This is a genomic window from Virgibacillus profundi (assembly GCF_002287375.1).
GTDB classification, from domain to species: domain Bacteria; phylum Bacillota; class Bacilli; order Bacillales; family Amphibacillaceae; genus Virgibacillus_K; species Virgibacillus_K profundi.
In genome coordinates, this window is record NZ_NPOA01000004.1 from 110448 (window position 1) to 132545 (window position 22098).

At 29.1% G+C, this 22098-nt stretch carries 49 protein-coding genes; all 49 read left to right on the forward strand.

All coding sequences use genetic code 11. The annotated features are described in order from the left end of the window. The first annotated feature begins 147 nt into the window (after positions 1 to 147). The 49 genes from CIL05_RS06965 to CIL05_RS07180 all read left to right on the forward strand — a co-directional run bounded on the left by CIL05_RS06965 (position 148) and on the right by CIL05_RS07180 (position 22058). Complete coding sequence (locus CIL05_RS06965) at positions 148 to 723, forward strand: hypothetical protein (RefSeq protein ID WP_095654799.1); 576 nt, start codon at positions 148 to 150, stop codon at positions 721 to 723. After that, on the forward strand, positions 720 to 842 hold the full coding sequence (locus tag CIL05_RS22780) for a hypothetical protein (protein ID WP_276245332.1): 123 nt from the start codon (positions 720 to 722) through the stop codon (positions 840 to 842). Before CIL05_RS06965 ends, CIL05_RS22780 begins: the two co-directional genes overlap by 4 nt. Positions 843 to 2452: 1610 nt before the next feature. Beyond that, entirely contained in the window at positions 2453 to 2773 is a 321-nt protein-coding gene (locus tag CIL05_RS06970; protein ID WP_095654800.1) for a hypothetical protein, read from the forward strand. Positions 2774 to 2803: 30 nt separating this feature from the next. Then, complete coding sequence (locus CIL05_RS22090) at positions 2804 to 2971, forward strand: hypothetical protein (RefSeq protein ID WP_165769060.1); 168 nt, start codon at positions 2804 to 2806, stop codon at positions 2969 to 2971. Between the two features lie 76 nt (positions 2972 to 3047). Then, the gene (locus tag CIL05_RS06975) at positions 3048 to 3278 is read left to right on the forward strand and encodes a hypothetical protein (protein ID WP_095654801.1); all 231 of its coding nucleotides are present in this window, start codon (positions 3048 to 3050) and stop codon (positions 3276 to 3278) included. A 422-nt stretch (positions 3279 to 3700) separates the two neighbouring features. Further along, entirely contained in the window at positions 3701 to 4015 is a 315-nt protein-coding gene (locus CIL05_RS06985) for a hypothetical protein (RefSeq protein ID WP_095654803.1), read from the forward strand. Position 4016: 1 nt separating this feature from the next. After that, positions 4017 to 4373 carry a hypothetical protein gene (locus CIL05_RS06990; RefSeq protein ID WP_095654804.1) on the forward strand — a complete coding sequence of 119 codons (357 nt, stop codon included), beginning with the start codon at positions 4017 to 4019 and terminating at the stop codon, positions 4371 to 4373. A gap of 146 nt (positions 4374 to 4519) precedes the next feature. Next, entirely contained in the window at positions 4520 to 5131 is a 612-nt protein-coding gene (locus tag CIL05_RS06995; protein ID WP_095654805.1) for a hypothetical protein, read from the forward strand. Between the two features lie 558 nt (positions 5132 to 5689). After that, positions 5690 to 6166, forward strand: coding sequence for a J domain-containing protein (locus CIL05_RS07005; protein WP_095654807.1), 477 nt, complete (start codon positions 5690 to 5692; stop codon positions 6164 to 6166). A 99-nt stretch (positions 6167 to 6265) separates the two neighbouring features. After that, positions 6266 to 6460, forward strand: a complete 195-nt coding sequence (locus tag CIL05_RS07010) for a hypothetical protein (RefSeq protein WP_095654808.1) — start codon at positions 6266 to 6268, stop codon at positions 6458 to 6460. Between the two features lie 32 nt (positions 6461 to 6492). After that, on the forward strand, positions 6493 to 6765 hold the full coding sequence (locus CIL05_RS07015) for a hypothetical protein (RefSeq protein ID WP_095654809.1): 273 nt from the start codon (positions 6493 to 6495) through the stop codon (positions 6763 to 6765). Positions 6766 to 6789: 24 nt separating this feature from the next. Beyond that, the gene (locus CIL05_RS22095; RefSeq protein WP_165769061.1) at positions 6790 to 6957 is read left to right on the forward strand and encodes a hypothetical protein; all 168 of its coding nucleotides are present in this window, start codon (positions 6790 to 6792) and stop codon (positions 6955 to 6957) included. A gap of 111 nt (positions 6958 to 7068) precedes the next feature. Then, positions 7069 to 7335: a hypothetical protein gene (locus CIL05_RS07020; RefSeq protein WP_095654810.1), complete on the forward strand. Its 267-nt coding sequence runs from the start codon at positions 7069 to 7071 to the stop codon at positions 7333 to 7335. A gap of 30 nt (positions 7336 to 7365) precedes the next feature. Further along, positions 7366 to 7599, forward strand: coding sequence for a hypothetical protein (locus CIL05_RS07025; protein WP_095654811.1), 234 nt, complete (start codon positions 7366 to 7368; stop codon positions 7597 to 7599). 101 nt (positions 7600 to 7700) lie between these two features. Then, a complete protein-coding gene (locus CIL05_RS07030) occupies positions 7701 to 8111 on the forward strand; it encodes a hypothetical protein (RefSeq protein WP_095654812.1) in 411 nt (136 codons plus the stop codon). 555 nt (positions 8112 to 8666) lie between these two features. Further along, a complete protein-coding gene (locus tag CIL05_RS07035) occupies positions 8667 to 8879 on the forward strand; it encodes a hypothetical protein (protein ID WP_095654813.1) in 213 nt (70 codons plus the stop codon). 35 nt (positions 8880 to 8914) lie between these two features. Continuing rightward, on the forward strand, positions 8915 to 9154 hold the full coding sequence (locus CIL05_RS07040) for a hypothetical protein (RefSeq protein ID WP_095654814.1): 240 nt from the start codon (positions 8915 to 8917) through the stop codon (positions 9152 to 9154). A gap of 96 nt (positions 9155 to 9250) precedes the next feature. Next, positions 9251 to 11116: an LPD29 domain-containing protein gene (locus CIL05_RS07045; RefSeq protein ID WP_095654815.1), complete on the forward strand. Its 1866-nt coding sequence runs from the start codon at positions 9251 to 9253 to the stop codon at positions 11114 to 11116. Between the two features lie 156 nt (positions 11117 to 11272). Next, positions 11273 to 11518, forward strand: a complete 246-nt coding sequence (locus tag CIL05_RS07050; protein ID WP_095654816.1) for a hypothetical protein — start codon at positions 11273 to 11275, stop codon at positions 11516 to 11518. A gap of 42 nt (positions 11519 to 11560) precedes the next feature. After that, entirely contained in the window at positions 11561 to 11782 is a 222-nt protein-coding gene (locus CIL05_RS07055) for a hypothetical protein (RefSeq protein ID WP_095654817.1), read from the forward strand. 36 nt (positions 11783 to 11818) lie between these two features. Beyond that, positions 11819 to 12499: a hypothetical protein gene (locus CIL05_RS07060; RefSeq protein WP_095654818.1), complete on the forward strand. Its 681-nt coding sequence runs from the start codon at positions 11819 to 11821 to the stop codon at positions 12497 to 12499. Positions 12500 to 12572: 73 nt separating this feature from the next. Beyond that, positions 12573 to 12773 (forward strand): hypothetical protein, encoded by a 201-nt coding sequence (locus tag CIL05_RS07065; protein WP_095654819.1) that lies wholly within the window; start codon positions 12573 to 12575, stop codon positions 12771 to 12773. Between the two features lie 92 nt (positions 12774 to 12865). Next, the gene (locus tag CIL05_RS07070) at positions 12866 to 13297 is read left to right on the forward strand and encodes a DUF7659 family protein (RefSeq protein WP_095654820.1); all 432 of its coding nucleotides are present in this window, start codon (positions 12866 to 12868) and stop codon (positions 13295 to 13297) included. Positions 13298 to 13322: 25 nt separating this feature from the next. Then, entirely contained in the window at positions 13323 to 13559 is a 237-nt protein-coding gene (locus CIL05_RS07075) for a hypothetical protein (protein ID WP_095654821.1), read from the forward strand. A 160-nt stretch (positions 13560 to 13719) separates the two neighbouring features. Then, positions 13720 to 14064 carry a hypothetical protein gene (locus CIL05_RS07080; RefSeq protein ID WP_095654822.1) on the forward strand — a complete coding sequence of 115 codons (345 nt, stop codon included), beginning with the start codon at positions 13720 to 13722 and terminating at the stop codon, positions 14062 to 14064. 116 nt (positions 14065 to 14180) lie between these two features. Then, positions 14181 to 14549 carry a hypothetical protein gene (locus CIL05_RS07085; protein ID WP_095654823.1) on the forward strand — a complete coding sequence of 123 codons (369 nt, stop codon included), beginning with the start codon at positions 14181 to 14183 and terminating at the stop codon, positions 14547 to 14549. 103 nt (positions 14550 to 14652) lie between these two features. Beyond that, positions 14653 to 14862 (forward strand): hypothetical protein, encoded by a 210-nt coding sequence (locus CIL05_RS07090; protein WP_095654824.1) that lies wholly within the window; start codon positions 14653 to 14655, stop codon positions 14860 to 14862. An 82-nt stretch (positions 14863 to 14944) separates the two neighbouring features. Next, the gene (locus CIL05_RS22100) at positions 14945 to 15082 is read left to right on the forward strand and encodes a hypothetical protein (RefSeq protein WP_165769062.1); all 138 of its coding nucleotides are present in this window, start codon (positions 14945 to 14947) and stop codon (positions 15080 to 15082) included. A 26-nt stretch (positions 15083 to 15108) separates the two neighbouring features. Further along, on the forward strand, positions 15109 to 15264 hold the full coding sequence (locus CIL05_RS22105) for a hypothetical protein (RefSeq protein ID WP_165769063.1): 156 nt from the start codon (positions 15109 to 15111) through the stop codon (positions 15262 to 15264). After that, positions 15245 to 15622 carry a hypothetical protein gene (locus CIL05_RS07100; RefSeq protein ID WP_133065296.1) on the forward strand — a complete coding sequence of 126 codons (378 nt, stop codon included), beginning with the start codon at positions 15245 to 15247 and terminating at the stop codon, positions 15620 to 15622. The genes CIL05_RS22105 and CIL05_RS07100 overlap by 20 nt, the downstream gene beginning before the upstream one ends. Before the next feature lie 102 nt (positions 15623 to 15724). Continuing rightward, complete coding sequence (locus CIL05_RS07105; protein ID WP_095654827.1) at positions 15725 to 15937, forward strand: hypothetical protein; 213 nt, start codon at positions 15725 to 15727, stop codon at positions 15935 to 15937. Positions 15938 to 15971: 34 nt separating this feature from the next. Continuing rightward, complete coding sequence (locus CIL05_RS07110; RefSeq protein WP_095654828.1) at positions 15972 to 16154, forward strand: hypothetical protein; 183 nt, start codon at positions 15972 to 15974, stop codon at positions 16152 to 16154. Positions 16155 to 16193: 39 nt separating this feature from the next. Next, positions 16194 to 16385 carry a hypothetical protein gene (locus CIL05_RS07115; RefSeq protein WP_095654829.1) on the forward strand — a complete coding sequence of 64 codons (192 nt, stop codon included), beginning with the start codon at positions 16194 to 16196 and terminating at the stop codon, positions 16383 to 16385. A gap of 57 nt (positions 16386 to 16442) precedes the next feature. Further along, positions 16443 to 16718, forward strand: a complete 276-nt coding sequence (locus CIL05_RS07120; RefSeq protein ID WP_095654830.1) for a hypothetical protein — start codon at positions 16443 to 16445, stop codon at positions 16716 to 16718. A gap of 38 nt (positions 16719 to 16756) precedes the next feature. Then, entirely contained in the window at positions 16757 to 16930 is a 174-nt protein-coding gene (locus CIL05_RS22110) for a hypothetical protein (protein WP_165769065.1), read from the forward strand. 38 nt (positions 16931 to 16968) lie between these two features. Then, positions 16969 to 17214: a hypothetical protein gene (locus tag CIL05_RS07125; RefSeq protein ID WP_095654831.1), complete on the forward strand. Its 246-nt coding sequence runs from the start codon at positions 16969 to 16971 to the stop codon at positions 17212 to 17214. Between the two features lie 212 nt (positions 17215 to 17426). After that, positions 17427 to 17591, forward strand: coding sequence for a hypothetical protein (locus CIL05_RS22115; RefSeq protein ID WP_165769066.1), 165 nt, complete (start codon positions 17427 to 17429; stop codon positions 17589 to 17591). 26 nt (positions 17592 to 17617) lie between these two features. Then, a complete protein-coding gene (locus CIL05_RS07130) occupies positions 17618 to 17797 on the forward strand; it encodes a hypothetical protein (RefSeq protein ID WP_095654832.1) in 180 nt (59 codons plus the stop codon). Positions 17798 to 17838: 41 nt separating this feature from the next. After that, on the forward strand, positions 17839 to 18048 hold the full coding sequence (locus tag CIL05_RS07135; protein ID WP_095654833.1) for a hypothetical protein: 210 nt from the start codon (positions 17839 to 17841) through the stop codon (positions 18046 to 18048). A 28-nt stretch (positions 18049 to 18076) separates the two neighbouring features. Then, on the forward strand, positions 18077 to 18463 hold the full coding sequence (locus CIL05_RS07140; protein ID WP_095654834.1) for a hypothetical protein: 387 nt from the start codon (positions 18077 to 18079) through the stop codon (positions 18461 to 18463). A 43-nt stretch (positions 18464 to 18506) separates the two neighbouring features. Beyond that, on the forward strand, positions 18507 to 18836 hold the full coding sequence (locus tag CIL05_RS07145; protein ID WP_095654835.1) for a hypothetical protein: 330 nt from the start codon (positions 18507 to 18509) through the stop codon (positions 18834 to 18836). 120 nt (positions 18837 to 18956) lie between these two features. Further along, entirely contained in the window at positions 18957 to 19646 is a 690-nt protein-coding gene (locus tag CIL05_RS07150) for a hypothetical protein (RefSeq protein ID WP_095654836.1), read from the forward strand. A 102-nt stretch (positions 19647 to 19748) separates the two neighbouring features. Further along, a complete protein-coding gene (locus tag CIL05_RS07155) occupies positions 19749 to 20015 on the forward strand; it encodes a hypothetical protein (RefSeq protein ID WP_095654837.1) in 267 nt (88 codons plus the stop codon). A gap of 27 nt (positions 20016 to 20042) precedes the next feature. Continuing rightward, positions 20043 to 20222 carry a hypothetical protein gene (locus CIL05_RS07160; RefSeq protein ID WP_095654838.1) on the forward strand — a complete coding sequence of 60 codons (180 nt, stop codon included), beginning with the start codon at positions 20043 to 20045 and terminating at the stop codon, positions 20220 to 20222. A gap of 69 nt (positions 20223 to 20291) precedes the next feature. After that, positions 20292 to 20648, forward strand: coding sequence for a hypothetical protein (locus CIL05_RS07165; protein ID WP_095654839.1), 357 nt, complete (start codon positions 20292 to 20294; stop codon positions 20646 to 20648). Positions 20649 to 20836: 188 nt separating this feature from the next. After that, positions 20837 to 21145 carry a hypothetical protein gene (locus CIL05_RS07170; RefSeq protein WP_095654840.1) on the forward strand — a complete coding sequence of 103 codons (309 nt, stop codon included), beginning with the start codon at positions 20837 to 20839 and terminating at the stop codon, positions 21143 to 21145. A gap of 46 nt (positions 21146 to 21191) precedes the next feature. Further along, complete coding sequence (locus CIL05_RS07175) at positions 21192 to 21566, forward strand: hypothetical protein (protein WP_095654841.1); 375 nt, start codon at positions 21192 to 21194, stop codon at positions 21564 to 21566. Between the two features lie 22 nt (positions 21567 to 21588). Next, positions 21589 to 21762 carry a hypothetical protein gene (locus CIL05_RS22120; protein WP_165769067.1) on the forward strand — a complete coding sequence of 58 codons (174 nt, stop codon included), beginning with the start codon at positions 21589 to 21591 and terminating at the stop codon, positions 21760 to 21762. Between the two features lie 59 nt (positions 21763 to 21821). Beyond that, positions 21822 to 22058 (forward strand): hypothetical protein, encoded by a 237-nt coding sequence (locus tag CIL05_RS07180; RefSeq protein WP_095654842.1) that lies wholly within the window; start codon positions 21822 to 21824, stop codon positions 22056 to 22058. The last annotated feature ends 40 nt before the right edge of the window (positions 22059 to 22098 follow it).

Below are 22098 nucleotides of genomic sequence, written 5' to 3' on the forward strand. Positions count from 1 at the left end.
GGCTAGAATCAATTTCAGACACCCTTGTGACTGTTTTACAGACAAAGCATAATAAATATATACAAATGTCTTAGAACATCTCATAGAGGTGTCTACGGGTTGAATATGAGATCAAAAATAACACAATAATATATAGGAGGAATATCAATGAGTAAAATTAAAAATGGGAAACTGTATGAAGAAGTTGAATTCGGATGGGGTAATACAATAGAGGGTGTTGTAAATTTATTGTTAGAATATAAGATTAGAGGGAAACTTGTCTATGGAGAGTTCAATCAACATTATCTATATTCGGATACAGTTGATATGGATGTAGCTTATAAGGCGATTACAGGTAAGACTAAGACTGAGTTTGATGAAGGTCAGAGGAAGTCTAGAGAAGATGTGGAGAGACGAGATAGAGAGCATGAGGATAAGATTCCAGAGTTGGAACAGTATTGGATGAAAAGAGGTAAAGAGGTGTTAGCAGAGGATAAATGGAAACTGTGGGACGAGATTGTGCCTGTTAGGCTGAGAGATCTATATCAAGGTATGGAGTTAGGTAACTGTTTGAGTATAGTGGAGATATTGGGTGGAGGACAGAAGGGGGATGTGGATACGTTGGAGGTTGCCAAGAAAGAGATTGATAGGCAGAATCATTCTGGTATGTCATATGGATTAGTGTGTAGTATGGTTGGGGAATTTAGTGATAGAGGAAAAGAGTTTGTGGAGTATGTACAATGATTGAATGGATAATTGATATGTTGTTGGATGGGATTAGAGATGAGGTTGGTGAGTGGAGTGATATTGATGATTGGGATGAAGGATGGAATGAGATAGATAGTTGGAAAGATGATTGGTGAGACAAATAATATTATATGTGGATATGCGAGGTAGTTGCTAATATGCATCTACCTTTTTGTTTTGGATAAATTAGCCCCCGGTGGGTGATGGGATGTGTTGATGATTGGTTATCGTATAGAGGGTGAATTGAATGATAGAAGATGGTGAGATTATGTAGGTGTGGTAAGGGAAAATTGAGGGACAGGAGATAGTTGTTGTGAGATGAGTAAATGAGGATGTGAGATGTGTATCGAGATAATGTGGGAATGATGGGGAAAATTGAGGGTGTAGGGAAGGAGTGATGAGGGATTGGATAAGATGTTGGAAGATTGAGGGAAAATGGGATAGTGGAAAATGTGGATGAATAGGGAGAATATATCGGATGCGTTCGATGACATTTACGATGACGGAGAGGTGAAAATTGAGAGAAAAATTGAAAATATGGGATAAAGTGGAAAATTAAGTTGGTGCGTGAATGTAGCTGCTCCCGGTTTAGAAAATGAGAACAAGTGATCCCATAGATGTAAATATGCCCCCATTACTGCCTTTTACAATGGTGGTATAATATGCATTATAGCACCATTGGAATATATAATCATGAATTTGCTGCATTTTGGATAATCAAAATTTCACCCATGATAACAGGGAAAAATCGAAGTATAAAAAGTATATCGATTATTACAAAATTATATATAATGAAGTACTGTATCACTCACATAGTACACTGGTTAACTAGTCAACTAACTAACCTATAGTTTTCCACACCTCATCACATAGTTTTCATAACTACATAGATAAATAAATAATACTATATTGTTTCACGTGAGACATTTTCCATATCCATAAATTGAAATAATAAAATATCAAAATATCAAAAAATAGAAAATCAATGTATCATAATATATCATAACATCCTAACTATATATAATCTGTATACTATAATCTATCCACAAAATAACATGCTGACTTCCACCATTTAATCTTATCCATACTATACACAATATGTCAACCAACAACCCACAATAACCAACAAACATATCCCAAAATGTTCACAAATTTGTCACATAATAATCCACCAAAAGACTTGCACCAATAACTAATAAATGTTATACTATAAGTATAGCAAATAAGAAAAACAACAAACACAGGCAACAAACATCTTATAATTAATAAATATTATACTAAAAACTTCACGAAAGTACTTGACATACTAAACGATACATAGTATAATATAAGTATAAGGTAGAGAAACAACAAAGCAACAAACAAGTGAGATCAACCTCACACCTTGAAAACAAACTATATAAAACTTGCATAGAAAGGAATGTCTAACAATAAACTGCAAGGAATGATATAGCAAGGTTTAGCACCTTGAAAACTAAATAACACCATACAGTAGTTACAAGCTTACTACTTTACAAAAAAATGCAGACTACAGACTATACTGTCACACGTATAGTGTTAGACTATCGACAAGACAAGCCATGACATACTTTCCAGTATCGAGCTTGTAAGATCAATACATTTTAATATGATATGAAATACATTTATCTATATGATCATACAATCTTACAATAGATAACAGTTTGATATGATATTAAAATAAATCATTATAAAGGGGAATGTTAAAATGAAAAAAGAAATACTTGCAATAAAAAGGAACAGTTTTTATGAATTATTTGATTATTTAAAGAGAGATGTTACAAGAATATTATCAGAAAACGACGAACAGAAAAAACGCAGTTTAAGATATAAGCTTTCAACAAAATGCAAGGAATGGACTGAACGTTTGCCTATAAAGGTAGAGAATGGAATCATTACGCATGATGAAGCTCAGAACGTTTTCAACGAAACAATCGAAATAGCTAGACAAACGGGTTTAATCGTTGAAAAAGACAAGAATGGGGAAATTCACTTTTTTAATACATTGAATTTACAAATAAATATCTAAAATAAATCAATATAAAGGAGATCACAAACAATGAACAAAACAAACTATATTTTTCAACTATCTGAACAAACTCAAAAGGAGATCACAACCGAACTAAAACAAGTATTCGGCAAAGATGATAATGAAAATATTCAACTTGCATTAGATAGCAGGCTATGCGACTTGTCAGATACAATAGACATTGAAAAGTACCTATAATATACATAACCAATTTGCTGCTTTTCACCATTTTAAAATTTTAACTACAAATTAACCACAAAGGAGACAACAAAAAATGAACAGACTAATAAACTTATTCAATAATCGTAAAGATCACTATGATGCATTAGAGGTTACACCAACCATGCAAGAGTTATTTATGTTAGGTGAAACAATCAACCAAAACTACAAAGAAGCATATGATGACTATTTCAAACACTATCACAAACAAATAGGTAATAACAAACAACCATATACAATCTATCTATGGTTAGACATTAAGGAAGGTTTAACATTCGAATGGTAAAATTAATTGTATGTTAAAGGATATAAGCTAAACGGTTTATATCCTTTATAGATATAATTAATAATCAATATCTAAAATAATTCAATACAAAAGGGGAAATACTATAATGAATTTTTATAGCATGGATATAAAGGAAATTGAGAACACTTTAAACATTAATCACATTACTAAAAGCATACACGACAAAGAACAAGCAACAAGCACTATATTAGATGACTGGGAACAAGTTCAAAGCTTATTAAATCAATTCAAACAATCACATAATATTATAAGCGTATACGGTTATGAACTAGTACACGACAACCATTTTATAAAATTGTACTACAAAGAAACATATTCCAATAGCTAAAATTTTAAAACGCCAAAGTGCAGCACTTTTACATTTTAAAATTCCAAAATAAATCAATACAAAGGAGAGCAAAATGAAAACAATACTAATCACCTTATTATTGTCTAGTCAACTAATCGGAGGTTTTCAATCAATCAATACAAATCAAACAAACGTAGGCAACAAACAACCATATCAATATGAAATAACTAACATAACAAATAACACAATACATGGTATACCAATCAATAAAGCAAGCCATGACAACAAAAGCATATTCTTATATGATCATGAAATATCTTTCAATGTATCTGTTGGTGACAAAATACAAATCGTATGGGGAAATGAGGAGGATATATTCAAAAGTATTACAAAAGTAAAATATAGTATCACAAAAGGAGATCATTAAAATGACAATCACTAAACAAATTAACAACAAATCAAAAGGAATTTACTCAAGCAATTATGAGTGGGCAAAAGATGTTAAACAGGAAGATGCTTTAAACTGTTTTAACAGGCTTTCTCGTTCAACCTTACAATTAATGACTTACAATAACATTGACGCTTCAATCGCTTCATATCATGATTTGGAATCACTTGCTAAAGTTTACAATAGTCACTTATCAGATAATAAAGCTTTCTACTATGGTAATAATAAAGTAGTAAACTACTTAAACGATTTACAATCACAAGTTATAGATATTGTTGCATACACAGACAAACAACAATATGAAATATTTCTATCTAACAAATCTAAGAATAACTAATAAATACCATATTAATAATATTATTTTATGCTAGTTAGAAACAATCTATTTACACTCTAGTTTGTTTCTAACAATGGATAGCATAATATTATCCAAAGTGCTGGAATTGACCAATTTAAAATTTTAACTAAAAGGAGATATTAAAAATGTTAAACACAAATAAAAAATATGCAATTGTAATGTTTGAAAACAATGCAGAAGAAAAAGAATACATCTACTATGGAAGAACTGAAAATGTAAATCATATATTAATCAAATCAGATGCGAGTATAATTAATATTGTAGAAGTGAAATATTTTAACAACACTGATGAAATGGATCTGATTTTAGAAACTGTCAGAAATGACTTTACAAACGATGAAATTTTAGAAGATGTATCTTTTTACAACAGTGATTATTTTATAGAGAAAAATAATATCCATACAGAAAAAATGATTACACTATACGACTATAACAAAAATATTTACACTCTACTTAGAAAATGGTTTCATGCTAAAAATGAGGTAAAAAGCAATTTAAATAAAGATAGTAAAGGCTATTACATTATAGAAAAAGGATTGAACTTATTCAATCCTAACAAATTATACCTAACAGAAAAAGACGCTAAACAGTATCATAAAAAGGAATATTTAAATATAAAATTGAATGAATTAAAGAAGAACAAAAGCAATTGGATAATAAAAGAAACAATCACAGAAAAAGAATTTGCTAATAGATGTAATTTTTTAGATAGAATGAATAATGTAAAAATGATATAAAATAATTCTAAAATATGAAAAGAGGTACTACAAAATGAATCCAATTTCATTATTAAAAACCATTGAAACTATGTCACATGAGGAAGTTTTCAACTATGCATTTTACCACCTAAACGGTACACAAATAAGAAACATTATAAATTATTATGACAATGAATTTTCCACCTTCTTACAATATGATGAAAATTTACAATCATTAAATGATAACATAAAAGATAAGATGCAAATTTTCAGAGATAGACTATATTAAAAGCTTATATCTAAAAAACGAATCATTTTAAGCTATCCTACACGCTTTAAAATATGATTATAACCTATAAATCACGTATCACTCAAAAGCAGCATATTACGCTTTAAAATGATTTATAGGTTATTGTGATACTTTCAAGCATATAACCATACACAATAACTATATAATATTATATTAATAAATTTCAATATTCTTATTGACATTATCCCATAATAGGTATATAATATTATATATCAAGTCAAACAGTATCAGATCAATCACAAATACATAAACACACATTTTTATAAAATATCACTGGAGGTTATCACATGAATATTAAATTTTTCAATCAATCAGTATCAACTATAAAGGAACTAAAACAAGCTTACCGCAAACTTGCTAAACAATTCCATCCAGACTTAAACGAACACGACACAACCGAACAAATGAAACAAATCAATAAAGAATACGAATATCTATTTGCCACAGTAGAAACTACAAAGGATAACAAAGAAGGGCACACAGTCAATGATAACTACAGATCAATCATAAACCAATTACTCAAACATGAGGGTATTACAATCAATCTAATAGGCACATGGATATGGTTAGAAGGAAACACATACCCAATTAAAGATGAAATTAAAAAGCTAGGTTTCAGGTTTCAAAGATCATCAAAAAAATGGTACTTAGGAGAATTTGACACTAAAAAGAAAAAAGGCAAATTATCATGGAATCAGAAAATAGAAAAATATGGGCAGGAACAATTACATTCTAAAGGTAATAAGCCTTTCCAATTGACTTAATAAAGTGAGATTTTTCTCACTTTAAAGGTTGCAAACTAAAACAACAAATTGCAGCTTTTAAAGTTAGAAAAATACAATTACAAAAAGGAGTATTATAAAATGAATAAAGATCAATTTACAAATGAAAGAGTATGTAAGTTATTAGATGAAAAAGGAAACTGGAAATATACAGTCAAAGCAATTTATGACGGTAGAGGGTTTTATAAGTGGTGTATTCTTGCATTAGCTAAACATACAACAAAAAGTAAATGGGCAAAATTAAATAAAAAGAATACACTAGAAATTTACGAATAACAAATAAACTAAATACAAAAGGAGAAAATAAAATGGACAAATATTTTATCGATATTTCAAAAGGTGACAATCACGGATTTATTTATCTTTATGAGAATTATCTATCCAATAATGAAAATGAAATTACTGTTATAAATGAACCACAGTTTCACACTTTAACAGTTTCAAAAAATAACATTATAGAGATATCCAAAGAACAATATTCTTTATTGTTAGAAGTCAATTATCAAGGTTTGGATAATGTGGATATATTGACACAAATTTTTAAGAAATTAAATTTTAAAGATGGAATATACAATATCTAAAATAACCATAAAAGGAGAATACACATGAACAACCTAACAAAAGAGGAATCAAAAGCACTAAGAATGTTAATTGTAAATGAGATCAACGAGGTTAATTATGATATGAATAAGCATAACGAAAAAGAACTATCAGAGGAATTAAAAATATTGAAAAGCTTATGGAAAAAGTTTTCATCTGTCACACCTTTTTAAAGTAATATAAAAAACCGTACAAGTCTTTTTAATGATACATAAGCCTATTAGAACTATTAAAAAGACTTGCAACAGTCTTTAAATACATACTTTAAAAAGGAGACCATAAAAATGAATAAATTTACAGTAACAAACGAGTTTATAAATCAAATGATAGAAATTGCTAACAATCAAGGGATAGATTACAACATGTTTGAAGGTTCATTGACTGACAATTTTATATTTTACGACACAGAGAGAATAAAAATTACAGAGGTTGGCCAATCAAAATATCTCATTATCAAAGAAAATTTTGTCAATACATGGACAAGTGAATTGGAATTAATAGCAACAAATGAAATCAGCACAGTTGAAAAATATGAAGAAATTTTTATTTAAAATACAATCAATCAAAAGGAGATCCAAAAAATGAAAACAAACCTATACCAAAAGTTTAAAAAATATCAAGTTTCAAACGTATCATCTGTAAGGGAATTTATAGAAAGGTATTACAAGCCTACACGCTTAAAAGATACACAAGGAATGGAAGGCAGAAAAGAAAGGCTTATTTCCAATTATGAAAAAGAATTAAAAGAGTGTGGTTATTGCTTCATTTCACATCATGACAATATTACTGGTGAAGTAGTTTCATTCTATGGATAATCACATGCAGGATGTTTTGTTTCCTGCTTTAATGTAATAATATTATATTGGATTGTTACATTAAAGCAATAAATAAAATTCAATCTAAAAGGAGAATACAAATGACATATACTATTCAATCAAAAGAAACAGATTTAATCAATGTATTAAACAATCTCAACGAAGATCATAAAATTACAATCATAGGTATTAATGATTTTGGCTTCCCTCAAGTATCACAAACGAAATTTCATTCAATAGAGATCAAAGAAAATTATTCTCAAAGGTTTGTATATCTCATTCATAAACCAAAACACAAACGCAAGCATTATAAAAAGTCGTTGGATAGCAAAGACATAATTATACTTAATGACTGGCATGACATTAGCACAGAATCACAGCATAAAACGACATATAAGGATGACCATATTATCAAAAAATCCATATATACTTCATTCGATACTACTTTCTTAAAAGAAATAGATTTAATCTATAACACAGAAAAACTATACTCACACATTGCAGCAAATTAGTAAATTCGTTTTTCTAATATGGATATGATCATTAACACCATTCTAAACAGATCGTATCCATCCATGGACAAATGAATTACATAATAGAATAACCAACAAACATAAGTCTAAAAGGAGGTTGCAAGCATGATTAAACGCTTAATCATTGATGCATTGATAGACGTATTACCAAAGAATCGAACAGATTTTTATATGTGTATTCTATTCGTATTATCAGTATCATTCTTATGTTTCACCATGATAAACTCATAATAAATAAAAAATATTATATTTAACAAAACACTTTACACTTTTAAAATTTTATGTTATACTGTATTTACAAGGTTAAGAAACACTTAAAAACTTTGTTCCTTGTCTTAAATGTTTAATATTTATTATACTGTATTCGCATTGAACATTTAAGAGAGGGATAGGAACTCTTTTTATAGTAGGCAATATAATTTATTCTTTGCCCAAAGGATTGAAACACGTATTCTAATTGCAGCAATTCAATCTTTTAGGGAAAGAATAAACAATGTAAACTACACAATAATAACAAACTAAAGGAGCAAACAAATGTATAAGCATTATGAATTTAAAGGCACACATAAAGCAAATAATAAGCCAATCAATATCCATGTATACATAAAAGATAATACTCTTACATTACACGCATTCGGACAAATAACAAATTATCCTGCAATCATTGAAAAAGAGGTTATTCAATCATTACAACATGATTACAATTTAACTTTAATCACTGATGATCAACTGGAAAATGTTTCATAATTTGATAAACAAAATATCATTGGAGGATCATAAAAATGCAAAATAAATCAGAATTTATAACACTTGTAAAAGCAATTTTAAGCGACATGAGAGCCAATAACGATTTAATCAATACCAACAACAGGGAAAGGCTATTATCCTATCTAGGACAGTTTGATGCCAGCACAAACAAGTTAATATTAGACTTTTATAAGATTAATAAAACTATTGCTAAAAATGGAGGCATTCCAGTATTAAAAGAGATCATTAATAAATTTGAAACAAAAACATTCTAATAAATAATAAATATTGTATTGACATTTATATACTCTATATGGTAGAATGTAATTAACAGTTAAGCAACAACAAATATTATAAAAGGTGGCAATCACATGTTAAACGTAGAATTAAAAATCAATGACGAATTAAAAGGAATCGAATTATATTTTGACTCTATACCTAATCCAGAGGTTAGAAATACTTTAAAATCAAGTAAATTTCGCTTCTCAAGTCGTAAAAAATGTTGGTATGCGAAACAAAATGAAGATACTTTTAAAATAGCTAACGCATTAACAAATAGTAATATTACAACAACAGATACACAAAATGCAGCAATTAAGAAAACAACCAACAAAAATACACTATCTCTATGGGAAGCTACACAATGGATAGATATAGAAGTTAATAACAATCAAGAAACAAAACAAATGGCAAAGGAAATAAGACAACATCTTAAAAAACGTTTTCCACAATGTAAAATAAGCGTTACAAGCGATTACAACCATATCAATGTAACCATTAAACAATCACCATATAATGAAGATAGCCAGTATTTAAAAGCTATTAGAAACTATTGTAACAACTTAGTTAATGCGTATAAACATTGCTACAATGCAGGCGATCCATATACAGACATTCCTGCAAGCTATAATTTCTATTTCTTCAATACAAGTGTTAACTATGATTACAACCAAACAGAAGTCACGGAAGAAGTTAAAAAGAATATGGAATTATTTGATCAACAACAGGCATTATATGAGCAAGCAGAAGAAGCAAGAAAAGAAGAAGAGTATCAAGAATACATGAAACAACAAGAGTTACGCAATATTGAATATAAAAAGCAACAAGAAGAAACACAGAAGCAAGTTGAACATATTAACAATAGTATTAACGTAAAATCATTAGAAGATGATAAACAATACTATATTATTGGTGCAGAATTCGCAAACTTAAATAAAAACAATACTTTGGATCAATATATAGAAGAAGTACAAAAAGGTGATTATTCACTTGAAAATGTAAAGGTTACAAAAGAGCTGCATTTTGACAATCAAGAAGCATTAACAAATTATTCCAATATGTTACTAAACAATTTTGAATTTTTACAAGAGACAGGAGGAAGCTATACAGAGGATAACCGTATTAATTCAATGACAGACTTTCACAACATGGATAAAATGGAAAGAAACACCGTACAATGGAATTTAACGGGTGTAGCAGTATTCTACAATGATAAATTACAATTTGTTATAGATGCACAAGGACATGACTATGCACGTTATGTTGGATTAACTGATAACGCAACAATACAAATAGATTTTACTTTTGATCAAGTACTAGAAGGTGAAGAACTTCAAGAATTAAAATTAAAAGCTGACGAACTGGAAAGCATTTCTACTGATACAATAACAGAATTAAATATAATTGACACATGGCAAACTGAACACTGGACAGAATACAAGGACACCATAAAAGATAAATTAAAACAGTATCAATTTAAACTAACTAAAGGTATCATACAACAATTAGAAATAGAGTCACTCAAAACTAACATGTATAAACTGTTAATCGAAGTAGACGGCATACAGGATCAATTTATGGAAGCTAATATTAAACAAGGCGAAAAGCTTACACTATTCTATATATCAGATTGGGGAAGTATAGTTACAAGTAGAATTACTTTTGATAATTGTATCCCAACAAAATACGCACAGTATGACAACGCTATTAAATTAACATTTACACCAGAACGAAAAAGAAAGTTACATTATAACTATTTTCATTCCACACTATTAGTATATAAAGGATGGCACGAACTACCAGAAGAAGTATTACACACTGTAGAACATACTGGCAATATGAGAATAACAAAAAGTAAATACCATTCAGTCGATAATAGGCAATATGATGAGATATTAAGCCATTATAAGCGACAGGATATTATTCCAATCATAAACACCTACAAGCCAGTATTTTAACTGTATAGCAGCAGTTTATAGGTTTCCTGCTATAACAAAAAACCTATAAATAATTAATATTATACTTGCTTTATATATCCCATATATGGTATAATGAACTTACAGTAAAGAAACTAATAATTACCAATCACAAGAATATCTTTAGGAGGTTGTAACATGTATAAGAAGCAAGATACAAATGAATTTATCGCTTTCAAGTCTTTATTCAATCAAAATTTACATGACGCATTAATGGACAATGACATTGCAGCATTGATGGATATGCTTCATAAGGATTATAAACATGAAACATATAACGATTTTTATAATCATACTAAAATAAACACAAAGGAAATTAAAGAACAGTACAATCAATTCATGCAAGACATCGCAAATGATCCATACTTAATTTATAAACTATAACAGTATCACAGATCATGATAATATCAATAGGAGGGTTAACAAATGGAATCATTCTACAAAGGCTACAAATTTACAATTGAAGCAACAGATATTATAGGTGGAATCCGAATTTATCACAATAATGAAAAGCATGTTGTAGCACGAAAAGGAAGTTACGAAGGCAGAACATTTTCAGATTTGTTTGCAATCACTGAGGAACTAAAGGCATTAATTGATAATGACAATTTTACTTCAATTAAACAATTGCCAGATCACAAATTTTGAATTAGATTAAAAATACAATACATGGAGGAATTTAAAATGACAGTAGCAACTATTAACATTGAAGAAATCTTAGGACATATGGTAAAAGCTGAAATTAGTGTAAATGGAATGCTTGGAACAACCAGAATTAATGAAGAGGGTAGAATTGTTTACAGTTTACACAATCAGTCTTTGTTCTTTTTACCTAAAGGAAAGAGAAACAAGGGTTATGCAATTAGGGGTGAGGAAAACATTCATAGTGTAGAAATAATTAAAAAGGATAACAAAAAGCACAATGAATATATTAATGACTATTTAAATAGGGAGCAATTAGAAAGAGATCATATTGAAAGAAGAAGGGAACACAATAAGCAACAGGAGCAAGCTAGGAAAGAACAATTCGATAGAGAGCGTCAAAGAGAAAAAGCAGCAAAAGAAAAAGAGATTAAAGAAGCTAAGGCATTAGGTGGCTATGAAGAATTAGAAAATGAAGTTATTGAACTATACGAACAAGACGGAGAATTTTATAATGAAAGTTTTGTAAAAACATTCACTGTTCCTTTATTGAATAAATTGATTAATAAAAGTATTCCCAACATAAACGAATATAATAAACACTATTTCGATAAGAAACGTAATCCCAAACTTTGTAAGCTAATTGAAGCTAAACTAAACATTAAATTGGTAAACACTCAAAAAGGAAATGTAATCAAATTAAATGAGTATTTAAATCAATAAATAAACAATAACATACTTGACTTCTATATACTCTAAATGGTACAATGTATATAGAAGTTAAGGAGGGAAAATAATGAATACAAGCACGAAAGAATATGAGGACTTGATGAGATGGGTAATGAATGATATTAGAGATTTACCCAAAGATGTAAAAGGAAAGGCCAGAAAGCAATTTAACGACTATCTTATGATGACAGTTATGAACTTGGATATGTTTTGCGTAATAAATAATGAGACTGAATTTCAACGCTTTAAAACGGATCTGATAAACTGAATATAGTTACATAGCAGGTTAGCAAATGAACATGTTAGCCTGCTGCAATTCAATAATCAATCAACAATAATATTAACAGGAGGTTTCACAAAATGAATTTATACAGTCAATTAAAACAAGCACACGAAAAAGAGGTAAACAGTTTTCCCATGAAATTTGCTTTTAGTGATGATCAATTTAATCAAAGTATGCAAGAATTAGGATTAACCAAAGATGATACTGATAAAGTGATTAGTATTGGTGCAGGAGGTTTCATCCGTAAAATTGATATAGAAGCATATAGAGAGTTATTTGCACGAATGGAACGGGAACATGATCAAGCTATAGAAAACGATACAACAGGCACAGGGTTTATTAAAGATATGTTTAAATATGAGTTAGGCAACCATGAATATGGCTACACTTATGAAATAAATGATACATTAAGAGCATTAAGTTTAACATATGAAGAAGTAAAACAGTCGGATAAATTGCAGCAAGGTTTAAAATTAGCTACAGAAGAGTGTTTGCAAAGCGTAGAATAAATTAATAAAATTAGGAGGTTTGAATATGAGCAATAAATTATATATAGTCATTGAGGACAATGCAGAGGAAGGTGTAGAATCATTCCTATTCAAAGATAAGGAGAAGGCAGCAGAAGCATTTAAAGCTATCATACAAGAGTATAAAGAGAGCATAGGCAAACTAGGTAATTATTCTGAAATAAATGATACATGGGCAGATATTCTCGATGTGCATAATGATCCAGTGGCCAGAGTATTTTGGCAGGAGAAAACAGTAAAATAAATTAATAAATAAATAACATTATACTTGTATTATTATACTTTATGTGGTAGAATATTATTAAGAGTTAAGAAACAAAGCAGGGTTATTTCCTGCTATGAGGTTATAATATTATATTGTAATTTGATAGCAGAAAATAATATAATCAAAGGAGATTATTATAATGAAATTCAAAAAGACAACACACTATTTGGATCATAAATACATTGACAAAAAGGAATACTACAGAGAAGTGAAAGAAGGTTATATCTTTACTGTACTCACTAAAGACAATTACAAAACAGATTTGTTTGTTTATAAAATGAGTGATAAATGGCTTGTGAATACGGCAGATGGTAGTTTTCAATTGATCAAGGAGAAACAAGACACACGCAAACAAGCAGCAGAACAAGCACAGACAATTATATCCATGCTTAATCTTAATAAGTACAATGAAGCTATACAAGGAATGAAAGAGGTTAAAAGCAAGCTTACACAAGTTGAAAAAGCAACTTCAAATGGTAACTAAAAGAAAGTAATAAATAATTAATATTATACTTGCATTAACATACAATGCATGATACAATTGATTTAAGAGTTAAGGAAGAACAAACAAAACTATAAAAATAAAAAGGTGGAATTAAAATGAACAACAAAAAATTAATGGAAAAGGTTATTGAATTAGATACGCAAACTTTACATACTAGGGAGCAAAGCGAACGTGTGATGGTACAAATTGCCATTATCCGCAAAGCGTTTGGAGTTAAAAATTATGAAACAGACTCAAAAGTATTAGATTTTGAAAGAGAACAAATTTTATCAGATCAAGAAATTGAAAAAGAGTTTAAACGTTATATAGGTTTCTGGGAGTGGGCTATTGAAACAAACAATCCAGACAAAGCCAAGTATTTTGAGAATCGAGTTTACTACTTTATTGATGGTGTACGATTTTTCGATGAAAAACTAGCAGAAAATTTTACAAAGTCATTCATGAACAATTTAAACGCAGCATAAACTTTTAATAAATAAACAATATCATTCTTGTATTACCTAACTATATATGGTGCAATAGATTTAAGAGTTAGGTAATACAAGAAATAAATTAGGAGGATTTAAAATGAAAGAGAAATACTACTTAAACTTTAATGATTTGAATGAGGAAGTACAAGAAAGGATCGTACAGGATGCAATTATTGATTTAGAGGATGAGCAAGACAAAGAGGAATTACAAGAGGAAGCTGCATTAATGAATATGGATTATGATGAATTTATTACAGAAAAAGCAGAGCGTTATATGATCAACTTTGATTTTGAATTTAATGTTTAACGAAAATTGAATTTATTGGAGAGTGTAAAAAATGGAAATCAATAAAACCATTCTTAAATTATTGCAAGGTAGCACAATTAGAATGTCTTATGATGATTTTGAAACATTAACAGATCATATTCAGAATGAAGTAAGTGACAATGTTTATAAGCAATTCAACAGTTTAAAATCATACAATGATACACTAGGAACAATTAAAGTATTAAAAGTATCGCTGTAAAAAATATAATTAAGGAGAATCGCAAAATGTTTCAAACTAAAAAGGAATATTGTGTAAATTGTGGATACTATTCTCATGAAGTGCATGAAAAGAATCCCATCAAAAAGAAAACTGGATTAGGAAAATTATTATTTTGTAATGAACATTGTTTTGAAGAATGGAATGATGAAGAAGATTTATAAAAAGTCTATAACAAAAGGAGATATTAAAATGAATAAAGAAATTAAAGAATTGATTAGCAAAGTTGAAAGTTTAGAGTGGACAGTGGACAAAGAAGGGGATAACGAATACAGATTGAGCAAGTACAGTCCAGCAGGGCAAGACTTTAGTATAGTAGTAGAAGGTGAAGAGGTCGAAGAGTTAATCGAAAGCATTTATCAAGTTTATAATGACTTTGACACATCAGAAGAGACTTACCTATGGTTAGACAATACAGGGCATGGAACAAATGGAGCGCCATATCATATGAAGGATTTACTGGAGGATATGGAAGCTTGTGAACAAATGATATCAGACTTGTATGATGAGTTGAATAAATAAAACAATAAATAAATAATATTATACTTGTAATACTATCCTGTATATGGTATAATTAATTTAAGAGTTAAGAAGCAAGCAAAAGATCAAATAGGAGGAATTAAAATGATCATAGGGTATAACTTAGAGGGTAATATAGAGTGTTTAGAGTGTGTAAAGGGATTTATAAACGACACTTTCAACGGTAATGAGGATGATTTTTTAGACTATGTAGAAGTAAACGAGTGCGCAATAGACATATCGGACTTGAAAGATAATGGAAATACTAAAGGATATGGGCATATTGAGTGTGTTTCTTGTAAGAAAACGATTAATTAAAACTATAAATTTATCTTGAAAGGGAGAATGTAAAATGAATAAGATCGAACAAAATAAACAAAATAAGGAAATTGTAAACGGGTATAAAGAAACCATAAAAGAGATTAAAAATAATCTGTACAATGTTACTTCTATTAAGCATAGACATTATTTAATTAATACTATAAAAGAAACAGACAACTATATAAAAAGAATGGAATACTTTGCAGTGCAGTAAAAACAACATTTTATTAAAATTTGAAAGGGTTGACTATGTATGTTGGCTATTTATGGAAAGTTAAAAAATGAAAAACGTTTCAGAATGTATAATTTGAAAGAAGATTGTTTTGTAGAAAGAAAAATTTTTGTGACACTATTCCATGAGAGTCAAAAAGACGAATTACAGGAAGACGTTGACTATATGAATAAGCATAATCCTAATTATATTTTTGAATTAAGAAAAGTGTAATTTGGTAAACTTTAATAATTCACGATAAAATCAATAATTCATGAAGGAGAATGTAGTATGGAACATATAAAAGTATTGGGTTATTTTAAAGAAAGTGAAGTGGTTTTTAATCCAGAAAATGAAAAGTTATTATATTTTGTAGCATATGAGAATAGCTACAATTATAGTCAAAGAGACCAATTGGAGGGCAAGAAGTGGGTGGAGGGTTTTAATGTTATGGATGGACATTTTCAATTAATGGATAGAAATTATCTTATCTCATGTAAGGAAATATCAAAATATGAATATCTAAAAGCTACAGAAGGATACGTGACACCAGAAGTATACTTGTAATATAATAAAATTAATGCTTTATGAGAGGAGAAAATATAATGTATGTAAATTGGATTGATAAAGATGGTAGGCATTCAGTCAAATGTAGCGATAAGATAACAGCTAAAATTCTTTATAAACAAATAAAGGACTTCAAAGTAAAAGAAATTAGCAATGACGAATATGGATTCACAGGGTATAAAAATTCAAAATATAGGCTTTTAGCAGTATAGATAAAACCATTATTTCACATTAAAAGGAGAAGATGAAAATGAGATATATTATTGTAGATCAGTTTACAAATGATGATTATGTAAATATTTATGTTGCAGATGATAAGGAGAATGACTTTTTAGAAATAGAACAGGACAATGAACTTCCAGACGCTTACAAGCTAATAGAACAATTTAAAAAGGAGTACAACATTAATACTATTGAGTTTGTTCTATATGACAGTGGTCACGTAACACAGGATGGTAATAATACTGAAATATATAGAAGGTCAATAGAAGCTTAATTAAGATAAAACAAATATATTATTGGGAGTGAGCAAAGATGGTTAAATTTATGAATACCATGGAAAGATGTTTAGATTGTGGGGGGAAAATTACAAGAAAATGCAATACCAATTAAAAGTGAAAACGGGCAGCATTTTTGTTCTAATTGGTGCAAAGATAATTGGGTGTCAGATACTAATTAAATTTAATCATTGAAAAGGGGTAATACAAAATGAAGTTCACAAGAGAAGAAATGTTAGATGACTTTAAAGAGTTAGAAATGGACTTAGAAGGCAGTTTAAACAATATGAGTATTTACCTTAGTATGAACGACAAAGAACTAGAAAATACTCATAAAGATATGTTAGATGCAAAGTACATGGAAGAGTATAATTAAACAATACCATAAAGGAGTGTGTAAAAATGGAACACATACAAGCATACAATGACAACGAATTAATATTTGAAGGTGAAGTTGGTGAATTTTTAAAGCTGCAAAACGATAGTGATGGATTTTTAGAATACATTATCGAAAGTAGAACAGATGATATTATAGAATTTCCGGAAACTATAAACGGAGATTGGAAATTTATTATTAAGTAGCTTAACCATTAAGTAAACAATATTATATAAGGAGAATCGCAATGAATAGATTTGAGTATGAAACAGATAATGGATGGGTCGTTGGTTATTTTGATATTTATCAAGCTAGGAACGGATTTATTTATTTAGTCATGGGCAACAATTTTACAAAACTCACATTGGGGCAGATAGAACAATTAAACATCAATTGTTACTCACTAAAAGATTATGATCACGACGATTTTGTAAAAGCATATAATTTACCATTTTGAATTAGACCATAGAAAGGAGGTTGTCATATTGGATTTAAACAAATGGAAACAGGACATCCACGAACAATATGTTTTACTACAAACCAATTTAAAGAACATCAAACACACTTCATTATACACAAGTCTACAGAATACAATAAACAACAGAGATGAAACAAGCTGCACATTAAACGATTTTTTAGAGAATCATTTTCAATTATCCAATATATACAATCAGTTCCACCAATTACAGTCAGAGCGTTTAGAATGGCTTAAGGAATACACTAATAGCAACAGTATAAAAGATAATGAATACTATAGACATATGGCTTATAAGGTCATACATGAGGATATAGTATTATATAGTCTACAATTAATTATGAATGATCATACACCAGAGTTAACAGTACAGCAAAATAAATTGCAACATACTTGATTATATTGTATAATGTCAGACAGATAGGAGAGTGTACAACACAGTGTATGATCAAAAGACATTAGGTTTATTAGGTGGAAAAGAACTACTGGAGCAAAAAATCAAAGCTAATAATTTTATGGGGGGTAAAATATTTACTCAACAATGGGTATTACTGGCATTCTCTTTTCACGGTTGCAAGCATACTAATTTTTTAACTATTTCAAAACGTGGAAAATATAATCTCATTGGAGAATACATTTTCATATTTTACAAAATTTCATTGTTCAGACATAAAAAGATAAAAACAATTGAGGATGTAACAAATGATATTGTATTATCGACATTCGAGAAAGAAACAAAGTTAAAATTAGCGGATAAAGTGATCCAGTGAATAATATTGATTATCTAATAAATAATTAATATTATATTGACATTTATATACTTTGTATGGTACAATGTAATTAAGAGTTAAAAGACACAAAGATAAATAATAAATTAGGAGTGAGTTATTATGATTAAGAAGGTAGTGTTAACAAGCAGTGGAATTAAAAACAAACAGGTTATAGAACATGAAAAAATCAACGATTTTCAAACATATTTGCTAAAGGATCAGTTAAACGATTTAGAAAATAATTATGATAAAGAAGAACAGGAGCAGTATAAAAGACATTTATTATTATTGGTGGAAGTAGACAAACATCTATTCACTGTATGTCATTTAGATCAAATTGAAATGATAAAACAGTATGATGGCAACCAAATATTAGAAATGCTTATCAGCAATTTCAATAAAGAGTTATCGGGTAATAAAGCTATCAATTGGGGAATGGCACAATATTTAAATAAAGAAGATGAATTTAATCAAGTAAAAGAAAATAAAAGAAAAGAAAATGAACGATACAAATTAGAACAAAAACAAATACGAGAAGAAAAAGAAAAGCAACATCAGAAAGAACGTGATAGAGAGTTAGAAACATCTTTAAATGAGTTGTTAGCAGGAAATAAAATCGATAATTATGATTTTGTTGATTTATGTGACAAATACAGTATCAAATTACCTTTACGTACTAGAGGATGGGCTTTAAAGAGTTTGAACGAAATAGGCAAAGATCAATATTCATACGGTGGCAATCCTTCTAAAGTGGTGTTCAATTATGTTGAAAAATTAATCAACGTGGCAATGACAGAACAAGCAATCTAATTGTAATAAATAATTAATAATATATTATAGGATAACTATTGCAATGTTATCCTATAAATGGTATAATGTAGCTAAGTTAAAATTAAATGGAGGTTTTACAAAATGGTAGATACTTTTAAAGTCAATCAATGTAGAAAACAGTCTGCAAAAGAAATCGGCACAGCACTCAATGAGTGTAACATGTTATTCAAATGTGATATTGAAGATCAAGCAAACAAGATTGTTTTTCATATTATAACAGATAGCGTGGATATTCAATACACAGAATTAGATAACAAAAGAATGGATAACTTTCTAAGTGTATTAAAAGATTTTGTCGTCAATAAAGAGGACATTGAAGAATTGAAAGAAGAATTGTTAGTAGTATAATTCAATAAATAAATGGAGGTTTTACAAATGGAAAAAGTAATAATTAAAATCAAAACTGAAAATGCAGCGTTTGAAGAAGTTGGAGTAGGTAATGAATTAGCTAGAATATTAAAAGATATGGCAGATCAATTGGAAGATGCTTACAATTTTCCTAAAACATTAATGGATCTGAATGGTAATAAAGTTGGTACAGTGGAGTACGAATAAAATCACAGTTTTATCTGAAAATTTATGATACAATTTAAAATAATATAAGGGATAGGGAGAGGTTTAAAAATGAAAAAGAAAGTTGTCGGTTTATTAATGGTAGGATTATTATTGGGAGGTACAGTCACTTATGCAGCAACAAATTATTATGCAGATTTAATACTCAATCAAGAGGATCAAATGATGAATGAAATAAGCGAATACTATAATCAGAATTTTAAAGAAAGAGGAGAATTACAACATCGGGATATGGTGCATTACGCAACAATGGAGAGAGAATCTTTGATGGATAGAATGAAATCAAAAATAGATGAAAAAGTAGCAAGTGATGCAGATAATCGCAGAAAAGAACATGTTAAGCATATTGATAACGCAGTAACAGGACTTGAAGAAGAATTGTTGAATTATATTAATGAATTAGAATAGAGCAGGGTTTATACCTGCTATAAAGGTATATGAGCATATTCACCATGTATCCTTATAATAGGTATAAATAAACAACAATACAAGGAGATGATCTATAATGACAATAAATAAATAATATTATACTTTCGATAGTACAATAGATATGATACAATAAATTTACAGTAAGAAATCAATGAGGAGGTAATGATATGCTAACAATATTAGATAGAGATATTGAGATAGTAGAAAACATATTAGGGGATCATAGTAGTTTAGAGGTGACACATTGTTATGATGACTCACGTTCAGTAGGAGACTTCAAAGAAGCCTTAGAAGAGGTTTTAAACAGTCTAACAGACAAAGAAGAATATATAGAAGAGTATAAAGAGGAAATTGCAGATCACCAACAGGATAAAAAGGAAATGTTAAAGCATATTAAACGACTTGAAAAGATGCTTAATAAGCGTGAAGTTAAATTTAAAAACTGGGAAGCTGTAGAAGATGATTTGAATTATTAGTACCATGGATTGAAAATAACATATCATAATATATGGAGGTTATACAATGAGAAAGCAAACTAAAAAGCAATTGCAGGATTTTAACAATGAAGTCATTGAGATATTAGAATTTTACGGTGCGAGCAGGGTCGAGAATCCTCATACTAGAATGATCACTTATATAATTGACAGTGAGAAAATTGGTGAGTTATCAATCAAACTGGAATATGAAACATCACGTATATATACAATATATACTAAGTTTGATGATCCAGAGAAAGCTGTTAAGTTTTTCAATATATCAGTACACAATGGCAAAATGAATAGTCATGAATATAGTCCAGAACCATGTTTAACGTTTATTGATGAGTTATTGGATAACTACAATCAGATCAATGGAATTGATTCACATGCAGCTTATTTAGAGGTTAATAGCAATTAATATTAAATAGGAGGTAGTAAAAATGATTAAATTAAATGTTGGCAGCGATTATGAATTTACAGACACAGACGGAACAAAATATGAGGGAACGCTATTTGAAAATATCAATGGTTGCTTAGGGTTTGATCTATTTGATGACAGTAGCGTAGAGAAGAGTATTGATGAAATTAAGGAAATCGAAGAAATAGCTGTATGAAACAGGAATTTTATAGTATGACTTATGATAGAATTGCAAACAAAAGGAGAGTATATTGAATGGATAAAAAGGATTTACTTATGACATTAAAAATCGAAAGAGATTATGCTAAACGTCAAGCATTGCAGGAAATAGGTATTTTAAGAGGGATTTTAGATAAGGTAGAGCAGAGGGTTGTTGATGGTAGTATTATAGCAGATGATGGGTTGCAAGGCAATGAGTGGCGTTTATATAAAGCATTATCGAACTTAGAACAAATGAATACTCATATAAAAAATATCAATGAATTAAAATAGAAAATAGTATTAATTGGCAGTCTGAAATACGGCTGCCAAT